This window comes from Microcoleus sp. B3-D7 (assembly GCF_036705305.1).
In the GTDB taxonomy this organism is placed as follows: Bacteria; Cyanobacteriota; Cyanobacteriia; order Cyanobacteriales; family Microcoleaceae; genus Microcoleus.
Window position 1 is genome coordinate 25,902 of sequence record NZ_JAUBUE010000019.1, and the last position, 13,661, is coordinate 39,562.

At 45.6% G+C, this 13,661-nt stretch carries 4 protein-coding genes; 1 reads left to right on the plus strand and 3 read right to left on the minus strand.

From position 1 onward, the window contains the following. Positions 1 to 27: 27 nt before the first annotated feature. The 3 genes from QUB25_RS14965 to QUB25_RS14975 all read right to left on the minus strand — a co-directional run bounded on the left by QUB25_RS14965 (position 28) and on the right by QUB25_RS14975 (position 6,755). A complete protein-coding gene (locus tag QUB25_RS14965) occupies positions 28 to 423 on the minus strand; it encodes a cupin domain-containing protein (RefSeq protein WP_333183927.1) in 396 nt (131 codons plus the stop codon). A gap of 24 nt (positions 424 to 447) precedes the next feature. Further along, complete coding sequence (locus tag QUB25_RS14970) at positions 448 to 741, minus strand: hypothetical protein (RefSeq protein WP_333183928.1); 294 nt, start codon at positions 739 to 741, stop codon at positions 448 to 450. Positions 742 to 2,021: 1,280 nt separating this feature from the next. Then, on the minus strand, positions 2,022 to 6,755 hold the full coding sequence (locus QUB25_RS14975; RefSeq protein WP_333183929.1) for a glutamate synthase-related protein: 4,734 nt from the start codon (positions 6,753 to 6,755) through the stop codon (positions 2,022 to 2,024). Positions 6,756 to 8,119: 1,364 nt separating this feature from the next. On the opposite strand from QUB25_RS14975, the gene QUB25_RS14985 reads away from it, so the two are divergent. Continuing rightward, positions 8,120 to 13,612 carry an AAA family ATPase gene (locus QUB25_RS14985; RefSeq protein WP_333183930.1) on the plus strand — a complete coding sequence of 1,831 codons (5,493 nt, stop codon included), beginning with the start codon at positions 8,120 to 8,122 and terminating at the stop codon, positions 13,610 to 13,612. Positions 13,613 to 13,661: the final 49 nt, after the last annotated feature.

A 13,661-nucleotide genomic window follows, 5' to 3' on the forward strand; every position in this document is an offset into this window, starting at 1 on the left:
TCCAACCATTATCGCTAGCTTTGGCAATTAAATCATCATCGGGATAATTGGCTGAATCACCATCAGTGCGATCGCCAATTTCGAGAGCAACACATCTACATTCGAGCGGTTGACTAAATGATGCCCATCTGCATCACCCCCCGGAAAACCCGCCACCATACCCCGTTTCACCCTTTGCTCTCCCGAACTTGTAATCAGAGTAACTTCCCCTTCCCGAACATAGATTAACTCATCTTGCCGGCTGTGCCTATGCCTGAGAGCAGAATAACTTCCCGGCCAAAGTCTCACCAAATTCACCCCAAAATTCTGCAATCCGGCAGCATCGCCCAAGCGTTTTTTAGCTCTCCCCAAAACTGCCGATTGGAATTGCCGAGGGTACTTGGAAGCCGTAATCTGCGGCACATTGTTAGGATCTATAATCATAGATTTTAACCCTCCAACCTATGGTTACAAACTACTCAAATTATATCTTACTTTTGCGGCAATTCCTATAGCTATTAATTCAATACCGGATAATCCTGGTACTGCATCATCATAATCTACTTTTCGGCGATAGCTTCGCAAATACCTCAAATTTTCTGCTATTTTCCGGCGAGTGCGATCGGGACTGACAGCGAATTGTTGCTGAACATATCTCTGAACTTCTCCTGTCTTGGGAATAGAAAGTCCTTCGCTATGCCGTAAATAGTATCGCGCTTGAATCAAAGCTGCATAGTAGGTTTTAATGATAAGCTGTTGCACATTTAAACGGTGATACAAGCATTACCCTTGTTTTTGATTTTGCGACGACCCAATTTAATTATTAATGGCCCTTCATTTAAGATGCCATGCAATAAATACTCTAGCTATTCAATTGATGTAAAAAGTGGATTAGCTATATGTTTTTTTGTCCAATACCCTACTAATTCAATTCAGTTATAGTAGGGGCTGTATTCGGCGAGGAATTCTCAATGGAGATTAGGCATTTGTGTTTCAATTTGTTTGACTTAATCTTCTTTATTAGGAAAACTAGCCTTATCCAAAAATATCACTATTTTTGCTCCTTTATCAGCAAATTTGGAGCCTTGATTTTCTGCTGATACCCATTTATTAATTAGCTATTTATAAAGTTTTACTTCGGGATAAAAATTATATAAATTGCCTTGGTTGAGGGAGTTTGCCGACTTTTGTTTATCTGAATTTCTCACTCCTTCCCTTACATCAACTCTGCTTTTTTCTGCCTCTTCTGACCTTTCTTCCGCTGCCCTTTTTACACCCGTTATTTCTTATAGTGACTCTTAAAGTGAATCCAATGTCGTCTCAAAACCTTACCTGTAATAGTTCGTGGGTTTATTATTCTAATTTGAAATCTCACCTATTCTTATTTTCAACGCTGTTGTTTTGTTGGGATTTTTCTTGAATTATCGGCTATAGTTAGCGAGGTAAACATACTTTTTTTGCTTTAATATCCTCCTAACTTGTCCTCCACTTAATTTTATTTTTGTGGCTAAGTCTAAGTATGTTGCTAATTTCTGCGCTGTCCCTCTGACAAAAATATATCCTAATTGTTGAGGGTCTTTATCTATTATTTTTAATAATATCTCTAGAGATTTATCTCGGGCTTTTTTGTGATTTTCCTTCAGTGTCTCATCTCTTATAATTTCTAAATTTTCCGGGTTTACCTTCAGACACTTTTTTAAAAATTTTGTTGACTAAGCAACCCCAAAACTCAGCGTTTTTAAATTGTTTTTGGCCGTCAGTGAGCAATACTAAAATCATAATTCTTTATCTAAAATTTGCCTTTTCTTGCTCTTTTCAGGCTTTTTGTAGTTTCTCTATTTGTTTGGGATTGAGATAGTTTTTGGCTAACATTTTTGTATTGATTGACTAAACTAAATTTTAATTATACCCTATTTAAAGGCACAACAGCTTCAATAGAGCGCTCTTGCTCTTGAGAAAGCGATCGATTATTCCGCAAGCCCTAAGTAGATTAAAAAAGAGGCAACTCGCGTCGCCCCTCATCTATTTAACCAACTGCAAAATTACACTTCCACAGCAATCTTTTGTTCCGAAGCCTCCGGGGAATTAGCTTCACTCGGCGGCACAACTTGCCAGAACTTAGGCAAATATTCCGACCAATTTGCTAAAATCTTCTCAGCTTTCTTGCTGCCGGTTCGATCGCGCTGAGCCTCGATTAACTCCTTCAATTGCGCCTCCCCAGCCGCCGTACAAACCCGCTGTATCTTCACAATCTCCCCGTTTACGTGAGCCGGGAAAGTCCCATCTTCATCGAGGAAATAAGCCAAGCCGCCAGTCATTCCAGCGCCGACGTTGCGGCCGACTTTTCCTAACACGACGATCGCGCCACCAGTCATGTACTCGCAGCAGTGATCGCCTGCACCTTCAATGACTGCTTTCGCCATCGAGTTACGCACCGCAAACCGTTCGCCAGCTTTACCCGCAGCCAACAGAGTTCCGCCCGTCGCACCGTACAAACAAGTGTTCCCGACGATCGCATTTTCGGAAGCATCATAAGTTGCACCAGCCGGCGGTGCGATCGCGATTTCGCCGCCGTGCATTCCTTTACCCACGTAGTCGTTGGCTTGGCCTGACAGTACCAGCGTCATTCCCGGCAAATTGAACGCGCCGAAGCTTTGGCCTGCGCTACCAGTAAAGTTGAGGGTGATTTGACCGCTAAAGCCGGTGTTACCGTGTTGCTGTGCGATCGCACCTGCCAAACGTGCACCCACAGTGCGATCGGTATTCACCAATTTTACATTCTTGCTAACAGTGCCGTGATTGGCGATCGCACTTTGAATCTCAGCATCCGCGAGCAAATCGTCGTCTAACACAGGCCCGTTGGTGTGTACGTCGCCGTGGATCAAGAAAGATCGATCGCTCTTAGTATCCGGTAACTTGGTCAAACAATCCAAATTAATCGCTTGGGTTTTAGTTAGTTGAACCCCATCGCGCATTTTCAGCAAATCCGCGCGGCCGATGATATCTGCGATCGACTTATAACCCAATTTCGCCAGCAAACTCCGCACTTCTTGTGCTACGAAATAGAAGAAATTAACAACGTGTTCCGGCGTTCCGGGGAACCGTTTCCGCAAGTGTTCTTGTTGAGTTGTTACGCCCACGGGACAACTATTCATGTGGCAAACGCGAGCCATAATGCAGCCTTCTGCAATCATTGCCACCGTCCCAAAACCGTACTCTTCGCCGCCCATCAAAGCGCCTACAATCACGTCCCAGCCGCTTTTAAAGCCACCGTCAACGCGCAGCAAAACTCGATCGCGCAATTTATTCTCCATCAACACCCGGTGAACTTCTGTCAAACCGAGTTCCCACGGAGAACCTGCGTGCTTAATCGAACTCAGTGGCGAAGCACCGGTGCCGCCATCGTGGCCGGAAATTTGAATCACATCAGCATTTGCCTTAGCGACACCAGCGGCTACAGTCCCGATGCCGACTTCCGACACCAACTTCACCGAAACTCCTGCTTTTGGATTGATTTGGTGCAAGTCAAAAATCAACTGCGCCAAATCCTCGATCGAATAAATGTCGTGGTGAGGAGGAGGCGAAATCAGGGTGACACCCGGTTTCGATCGGCGCAAATAAGCAATGTACTCGCTCACTTTCGGCCCCGGCAATTGACCACCTTCACCCGGTTTCGCACCTTGTGCGATCTTAATTTCGATTTGTTCGGCGTTCATCAGGTACTCAGGAGTCACCCCGAAGCGTCCCGAAGCTACCTGTTTGATGGATGAAGAAGCTGTATCGCCGTTTTGCAAACCTTTCAAGTGAGGTAGCGTTTGTGAGAAACCAGCCGCGCTCACATCGTTTAGCACTTTGTAGCGCACCGGGTCTTCGCCACCTTCGCCGGAGTTGGATTTGCCGCCGATGCGGTTCATGGCGATGGCTAGCGTTTCGTGGGCTTCTGGGGACAAAGCGCCGAGAGACATTCCGCCAGTGGCAAACCGCTTGACAATATCTGCTACAGGTTCTACTTCTTCGATGGCAATGGGAGGACGATCGCTCTGGAAATCCAGTAAATCCCGCAAAGCCGTTACCGGGCGATTTTCGAGCTGTTTCTTGTAAACCTCGTAATGGTCGTAGGCACTTTCACCATTTTTGTCACCAAATGGTGTCATTTTTGGTTCGGCGCCATTGCCGTTACTGTTAGTCTGAGCCTTAAAAGTAGTTACAGCCTTGTGCAAAGCCTTGGCCATTTCCGGGCTGTTCATGTGATATTCACCACCCCGCCGGTACTGCACAAAGCCGTAATTTTCCAGCTTTTTGAGGTGCAATTCTGGGAAAGCCTGAGTGTGGAAAGACATTACCTCGTTAGCCAGTTCCGCCACACTCAAACCGCCGATCCGAGAAACCGTGCCTTTGAAACCCAAATCGAGCAAATCGCCGCCAATGCCGATCGCCTCAAAGATTTGCGCCCCTTGATAGCTAGACAATAGCGAAATCCCCATTTTCGACATAATCTTCAGCAAGCCGTTTTCCACCGCTGTGCGGTATCTAGCTTGAGCCTGTGTCACGGTAATATTGGGAACTTTGCCGTGCTGCATCAAATTTTGAGTCTTGGGGTCAGACCACCAGGCGCGCACGCTTTCCAATGCCAAGTAAGGGCAAACAGCCACCGCACCGTAACCGAGCAAACAAGCGAAGTGGTGAGTGCTCCAACATTGGGCTGTATCCACAACCAGCGAAGTTTGCATCCGCAGGCCGACGCTAATTAAGTGGTGGTGAACCGCGCCAACTGCCAGGAAAGGCGGAATATAAGTGCATTCTGCACTCAATCCAACAGAAGATTCGCCTTCGGCCTTCGAGACTCGATCGGTCAAAATCAGAATCCTCGAACCCTCGCGCACCGCTATCGCCGCCTTTTGACAAAGTTGCTCGACTGCGGTTTTCAAACCTCCAGGCCCGGCAGAAATTTTGTAAAGCGTTGACAATTCCGTAGCTAGGAAAGACTTTTGCTCTTTCAAGAAACACAGTTCAGCGTCGTTGAGTACGGGGGAATCAATTTTTAGCCGCTTGGCATTTTCTGGTATTGCTTGCAGTAAATTGCCCCGCAGGCCCACATTCATCGTCAGCGACATCACCATCCCCTCGCGCAGGGGGTCGATCGGCGGATTTGTCACTTGAGCGAACCGCTGTTTGAAATAGTTGTACAGCAACTGAGGCTTTTCTGACAACACAGCCAAGGGAACGTCGTCGCCCATGCAGAAAGTCGGTTCTTTCCCAGAACTCGCCATCTCGACGATCACCATGTCCAAATCTTCTGCTGTGTAGCCGAAAGCAGTTTGGGTTGCTAACAGCGTTTGCGAGTCGAGGGTTGGGGTTTCGGCAAAAGGCTGCGGTTCCAAGGTTTCGCGGTTTTGTTTCAGCCATTCGCCGTAGGGGTGGCGCTTAGCAATTCGCTGTTTGAGTTGCCAATTTTTGAGAATTTCTTGAGTTTGCAGGTCAACTGCAATCATTTGTCCTGGCCCCAAACGGCCTTTTTCGACAATATCTGCTTCGGGAATATCGACAACTCCGGCTTCGGAGGCCACAATTACCAAACCGTCTTTAGTAATGCAGTAGCGGGCCGGCCGCAAACCGTTGCGATCGAGCGTAGCACCTACTTGTTTGCCGTCGCTGAACACCAGCAGTGCGGGGCCGTCCCAAGGTTCTTGAATGCCGCTGTAATATTCGTAAAAATCGACAATTTCTGGATAAGGAGCTAAATCCGGCTGATTTTTGTAGGCTTCGGGTACCAGAATTGTCAGGGATTCTAGGGGGGTGCGGCCGGAGTGCACCAACAATTCCATCACGTTGTCCAAGTTTGCCGAATCGCTGCTTTCAGGATTGACAATTGGGTTAAACGTGTCGATATCAGCTTGACTCCAATTCGGGTGAGCTAAATTCGCTTGTCGCGCCTTCATCCAGGTAATATTGCCCAACAGCGTGTTAATTTCCCCGTTGTGTCCCAGCAAGCGCATCGGCTGGGCTAAGCGCCAGCGGGGCAGGGTGTTGGTGCTGAAGCGCCGGTGATAGACGGCAAAAGAGCTTTTATAAGCGGGATTTTTCAGGTCTGGGTAAAATTCTGCCAGTACGGCCGATCGCACCATGCCTTTATAGACGATCGTGCGGCAGGAGAAAGAGCAAGTATAAAAGTCTTCGCGGGTGAAGTTAGGGCGATTTGACAGCGCGTGTCCGATCGTGCGGCGCGCCAGAAATAGATGTCTGTCAAGTTCGTCTCCGGCTAATTGCGGTGAACTGACAATTACTTGTTCGATTTGAGGTTGATTTTCTAGCGCTTGCTCGCCCAAAACCGACGGTACAATGGGAACTTTGCGCCATCCCAAAAGTTTCAGCCCGCGATCGGTCAGAACCTGCTCAACCACCTGCCGCGCTATAGTCGCTTGAAATTTATCTTGAGACAAAAACAGCATTCCCACGCCGCAGTTTTCCCGTGCGGGAGGCACAATTCCCTGTTCGGCAAACCAAGCATCCAGCAATTCCCAAGGAATCGCGGTCATCAAACCCGCACCGTCGCCGGAATCTTGGTCGGCGCTGCAACCGCCGCGATGTTCCAGACAAGTTAAAGCTGGCAGCGCTTTCTCAATAATCGAGTGCGTAGCTTCGCCGCTTTGGTTGGCAATAAACCCCACACCGCAGGCATCTCTTTCTTCCACTAACCAGCTTTGGCCGGCATAGGGAGTTCCTCGCTCAGTCTGATGCACGTTTCTGTTTCTGTTTGGATCGATCGTGTTACCCATGTTGATTGAATGTTATTTCCGTGATTGTGTGGTGGATGCGTTTTTATAGCTCGGAGAGAGAAGGCTGCCGAGCGGTGGGAGCCTAGTAAACTTTAAAACAGCACATTGGAAGCTGATTGGATAAAAATTTACGTCGATGCTGCCTGTACTTAGCACTAAAACCCTGTTTGCAGATTTCAAATTATCTCGCTCGCATCGCCTCTGAGATGTCTCCTAGAATACCCTGCTGTTAAAAAGCAGTGATTCTTTGGGAAATCGCCGCCCTGCAACTAGATACATTGCAGGCGCTCTAGTTTTTTGTGTGGGTTTTTCCTGAGTTTGGAAGGGTAGCCTTGCGGACTCAGGTAGATAGTAACTTTAGCGTTATTTTGCTTGCTGCGCTGTTGAGTTGCTTTCGTCAGCGCCCGCAGACACAAAAGCCACCTGCCCGCTCAGTCGGTAGGTGCAATGTAGCAGCGCGGTTCACAACTGGTGAAACCTGTCTTATTGTGAAGTCAACTCTCAAGCCGCGAACATCAAGTTTATCAAAAAATTGATAAAATTTCACCCCTTACACTCAGAGTTTGCGCGCAAGTCTTGTCAGCGATGTCCAGAACCCAGGCTAAGATGCCTAGCCGAAAAAGGTTGACAGTTTTCCATAAGCCTATTTTTTATTTTTTTACCCACAAACTTTTTTGACACTCTCAGGTCTAAAGACGCGCTTGATTCTTGATTCGTTGAGGCGATTTGCTGATGCAGGATTTCTATCTTCTTCAGTACATCTCATCTCTCCCCAAGCGTTGCCTAGATTTAATCCAGAGGTATCGGTCTTCGCGACCGTACCCCATCCTCTCCTGGAGGATGTTTATAGCTGCGTTTTCGTAGCGAGCTAATACACAACCACACTTGCAAATAGGGGTTTTGGTATATAGCATTTTCTTTACCACGACTCCGCAACTAGAGCCTTCTTGGCTGGTTGTATTGCGGATTAACCGCAACCGTGCCTCTCTTAAATACTTTTGCAAAGTATTCAATCCACAAACAGGAGTCGATACCACTACCCATCGTTAATTGACTTAGCTAAGCAAAGATTTTTCACCATGCTTTTTATCCTATTCATTAGCTTCTTAAGTTCCTATTCAATGAACTGATGTCATTCAATCAGCGTTAGCCTCCTTCATTTTCTCCTTAGTCTTAACTGCCTGATCAACATCTCTTACCTAAAATATTAAATCTTGTTTTTTTAAATGGCGTTTTCATAATTTGAGGTACAAAGTAGATTAAACTAAGTATAATTAATGAATAGTACGGCTGATAGAGCGAAAATAGTAGATATTAACTCTAAAAAGCTTCAGGCTTGACAGAAGCAATAGGAATAGGTAGGTATGGCTAGCATAACAAATATTTTTCGAGGATATCAGATTAACGAGCAAATATACGCAGGCAATCGAACTCTAGTTTATCGTGCCCGTCGGTCTTCCGATCAGCAGCCCGTAGTGATAAAACTGCTGCGAAATGACTTTCCCCGCTTCCACGAACTGGTTCACTTCCGCAATCAGTTTGTCATTACTAAAAACTTAGAGATCCCCGGCACTGTCAAGGCATACAGCCTGGAGACTTACCATAACCACTATGCTCTGGTGATGGAAGACTTTGGCGGAATTTCCTTAAATAGCTACCTCGCTAGTTTAGTGTTCGCCAGCAAGGAACCTCTGGAAGGGTTGCCTATTAACGAGTTTCTTCCCATTGCCATTCAAATTGCCAACTCGCTTGATGGACTTTATCGCCACCACGTCATCCATAAAGACCTCAAACCCGCCAATATTTTAATTAACCCTGTCAGCAAACAAGTTAAGCTGATTGACTTCAGCATCGCTTCCCGGTTGCCGCGCCAAACCCAAGAAGTTCAAAATCCCAACCTCCTGGAAGGCACTTTACCTTACATATCTCCCGAACAAACTGGGCGAATGAACCGAGGCATTGACTACCGCACGGATTTCTACTCTCTGGGAGTTACATTCTACGAACTGCTGACGAGACAGTTGCCTTTTCAAAGCGAAGATCCCATAGAGTTAGTACACTGCCACCTTGCCAAGCAGCCTATCCCACTCCATAACCTTAACAAAAGCGTTCCATTGGTGCTGTCTGAAATTGTTAGCAAACTAATGGCGAAGAATGCTGAAGATAGGTATCAAAGTGCGATCGGGATCAAGTTTGATTTGGAGACTTGTTTGTACCAGTGGCAACAAACTGGAGAAATCGCATCTTTTAAACTAGGGCAGCGAGATTTGTGCGATCGCTTCCTCATTCCCGAAAAATTATATGGTAGAGAGAACGAAGTATTCTCCCTACTAGCAGCCTTCGATCGCGTAAGTGCAGGAAGCGCGGAAATGATGCTGGTGGCTGGCTACTCAGGTATTGGCAAAACCGCCGTCGTCAACGAAGTTCACAAACCGATTGTTGCAGCTAGAGGCTACTTCATTAAAGGCAAATTCGACCAATTTGGACGCAGCCAACCCTTCTCAGCCTTTGTACAAGCTTTTCGCGATTTAATGAAGCAATTGCTGAGCGAAACAGATGCTAAAGTTGAACATTGGAAGACTCAAATCCTGGCAGCATTGGGCGAAAATGCTCAGGTAATCGTTGAGGTAATTCCTGAACTAGAACGGATTATCGGAGAGCAACCACCAGCACCAGAGCTTTCGGGCAGTGCTGCCCAGAATCGCTTCAATCGCTTATTAGAGAACTTCATTCAACTCTTCACAACCAAAGAACATCCCCTCGTCATTTTCTTAGATGACTTGCAATGGGCTGACTCAGCCTCATTAAAGTTGATTCAACTTTTGACGAGCGATCGCGATCGGCGGTATCTCTTTTTAATTGGAGCGTATCGAGATAACGAAGTCAGTCCTGTACACCCTTTAGTAGTGACATTATCCGACATTCAACAAACGGGAGCTACTCTCAATACCATCACCCTCGCGCCGCTCGATTGCGTCAATTTGAATTGTTTGATTGCCGATACTTTAGTTTGTTCTAGAGCGTTGGCTATGCCCTTAACAGAACTGGTCGATCAAAAAACCCAAGGCAATCCATTTTTTAGCACACAATTTCTCAAAATATTGCATGAAGATGGGCTAATTACCTTTAACTTTGACGAGCGGTATTGGCAGTGCGATATCGCGACCGTGCGAACCTTAGCCCTGACAGATGATGTTGTCGAGTTCATGGCGATTCAATTGCAAAAATTGCCCATCCAGACGCAAGAAGTTTTAAAATTAGCTGCCTGCATTGGCAACGAATTTGATATAGAAATGCTGGCGGTAGTGTGTGAAAAATCTTCTTCAGATACGGCAGCCACCTTGTGGCCAGCTTTGCAAGCAGGGTTGATTCTCCCACTAACTGAAGTTTATAAGTTTTTCACTTCAGAGGAGTTTGAATTCACAAATCAGAATTCAGAAGAAGAAAGCAATACTTCTGACTCGTGGTTCCAGAATCCCGACTCCTGTAATTACAAATTTCTGCACGATCGCGTACAGCAAGCAGCTTACGTTTTAATTCCCGAATCTCAGAAACAATCCACTCACCTCAATATTGGTCAACTTTTGTTGATTAATACTCCAACAGCAGAAAGGGAAGAGAGAATTTTTAATATAGTCAACCAGTTGAATTATGGTGTTGATTTAATTGCCGAACCAACAGAGCGTTATCAACTGGCTGAGTTAAATTTGATTGCTGGACGTAAGGCGAAGACTGCTACCGCTTATGCTGCGGCACGCAAATATTTAAGTTTTGGCAGGGAAATCCTAGCTCCCGATAGCTGGCACACTCACTATGAAACAGCCCTGGAACTGCACGTATTAGCGGCAGAAACTGCATACCTGAGCTATGATTTTCAGGAAATGGAGGAATTAGCAGCTTTAGTCCAGCACCATGCCAAAACGCTGCTGGATAAGGTCAAAGTTTATGAAATCGAGCTTTCTGCTTGTACGGCGCAAGTCAAACCTAAACAAGCAGTTGAAATGGGGTTAGCAGTTCTCAAACTCTTGGGAATCTGCTTTCCAGAAAATCCAACTCCGGCAGATATTCAGCAGAGACTAGAACAAACAGCGTCACTTTTTGCTGGCAAAAAAGTTGCGGACTTTATTGATTTGCCAGAAATGGAAAATATCCAAAAGCAAGCAGCCTTGCGAATTTTATCAGGTTTAGTTTCTCCAGCCTACATCACGGCTCCACTTCTCCTGCCACTGGTTATTGTCGAAATGGTTCATTTGTCGGTTAGTTATGGGAATGCTCCCTTATCTGCTTTTGCTTACGGCTTGTATGGATTGGTATTAAGCGGTGTAGTTCAAGACATTGAAACAGGGTTTGAGTTTGGAAAATTAGCGTTAAATATTGTGGATTTATTTAATGCTAATTACCTCAAAACTAAAGTATACTATACAGTAGGCGTTCACATCATACATGGCAAACATCATGTTAAAGAAACCATCCCTCTTTTAAAAGAGGGCTACACGAGAGGGCTGGAAACGGGAGAGCTAGAATTAGGATATTCAGCCAAAGAAATCTCTCAATATTCATATTTAATCGGTCGGGAAATTACCGGACTCGAAGAGGAGGTAGCGACTTACTGCAAGGCGCTGGTTCAATTTAAACAAGAAGCAGCGTTAAATTATACTCAAATCGTTCATCAGGCTTTATTAAATCTGCTGGGGCGATCGGAAAACCCCTGTCAATTTGTGGGAGATGCCTACAATGAAGAAAAAATGCTCCCCTTTCATATCCAAGCAAACGATCGAAACGGACTCCACTATTTTTACTTCCATAAACTGCTTGTCTGTTACCTGTTTGGAGAAACCGAGCAAGCATTAGAAAATGCTCGGCAAGCCGAACAGTATTTAGACGCTGTGACAGGTATGCTCAATGTGCCGATGTTCTACTTTTATGACTCTCTAGCACGGCTGGGAGTTTGTAGCGAGGTGGGTTCATCCGAAGAGAAACAAGAACATCTGCAAAAAGTGAAAAGCAACCAGGAAACCCTTCATAAATGGGCACATCACGCCCCCATGAATTTCTCTCACAAATGTTACCTAGTGGAAGCCGAACTGTTCCGAGTGCTGGGTGAAAATGTGCAGGCGATGGAGAGTTACGATCGCGCCATTTTTCTTGCTAAAGAAAACGATTATCTCAACGAGGAAGCTCTAGCGAATGAATTGGCTGCTAAATTTTATTTGGCATGGGGGAAAGAAAAAGTTAGTCAGGTATATCTAATAGATGCTTACTATGCTTATGCTCGGTGGGGAGCGAAAGCAAAAATCGACGATTTAGAACAACGCTACCCCGAACTTCTGGCTCCTATCTTCAAACAGGAGAAAGCTCGTTCGTTTGAGGAAGGTACTATCTCCCATGAGACTTCATTGATTTCTAGCCATCGCCAAACAATTGCTGGAAGTACGAGTACCACAGTAATAGATTTACCAACTGTTATCAAAGCTTATCAAGCTTTGTCTAGCGAAATTAAGCTGGAACAATTGCTCACTACCCTTATGGAAGTAGCGATTCAGAATGCAGGCGCTCAAACAGGAGTATTGATTTTGAAAGAAGAGGACAAGTGGACAATCGCCGTCCACTGTAGCGATCGCCAAGGCTGTATTCTGCAAGAAACTATTGGGATCGAGGAGAGCGAATCAATTCCCCAGACTGTCATTAATTACGTCAAACGCACCCAGAAAATCCTAGTTTTCGATGATGTCAAGACTGAATTAATATTTGCTTCTGACCTCTATATCAAGCAGCACCAACCTAAGAGCATCCTATGTACTCCGATTATCCATCAAGGCAAAATGATGGCAATTCTGTATTTGGAAAATAATCTGACGACGGGGGCATTCACTGGCGATCGCGTCGCTCTCCTCAACATCCTCTGTTCCCAAGCTGCCATCTCGCTGGAAAACGCCCGCTTATATCAGCAATCTCAACAGCTTTATCAACAATCTCAGGATTATGCCCAAAAACTGGAGCAGTCTATCCAAGATCTCAAACAGACGCAACTGCAATTGGTGCAGGGTGAAAAGATGTCGGCTCTGGGAAATTTAGTCGCAGGGGTAGCCCACGAAATTAACAATCCCGTAGGCTTTATCGCCGGCAACTTGCAACCTGCTCAAGAATACGTGGGGGATTTATTCAATTTGATTGATTTGTATCAAGAAAAATTTCCCAATCCGGGAGGGGAAATTGAAGCCGAAATAGAAGATATGGACTTGGAGTATTTGCGGGAAGATTTGCCCAAATTGATTAGTTCAATGAAGGAGGGAGTCGAGCGCATTCGCAATATTAGTACGAGTTTGAGAACGTTTTCGAGGGCAGATAGCGATCGACCCGTTTCTTTCAATATTCACGATGGGATTGAAAGCACTCTGCTAATTCTCAAGCACCGTTTAAAAGCCAGCGAATTGCGCCCTGCCATTGAAGTGGTGAGAGAGTATGGTAACTTGCCCCTAGTGAAATGCTTTCCCGGACAGTTAAACCAGGTATTTATGAATGTGCTGGCTAATGCCATTGACGCTTTGGAGGAGTCAAATAAGGAGCGCAGTTTTAGTGAAATTAAAGCCCTACCTAATAAAATCACGGTTCAAACTGCTCTGAGCGAAGACAAAAATCAGGTTTTGATTCGGATTAAGGATAATGGAGTGGGGATGTCGGCGGAAGTCCAGGAAAACATCTTTAACCACTTATTTACAACCAAGCCTGTGGGTCAAGGAACCGGGTTAGGATTGTCGATCGCACACCAAATTGTTGTGGAAAAACATGGAGGTACGTTACTCGTAAATTCTTCTTTGGGGCAGGGTTCGGAGTTTGTGATTTCTATTCCGGGGTGAGCCTTTTGTAGTAGGGCTTGAGGGCAATTAGTGCGATCGCCAAAAATAT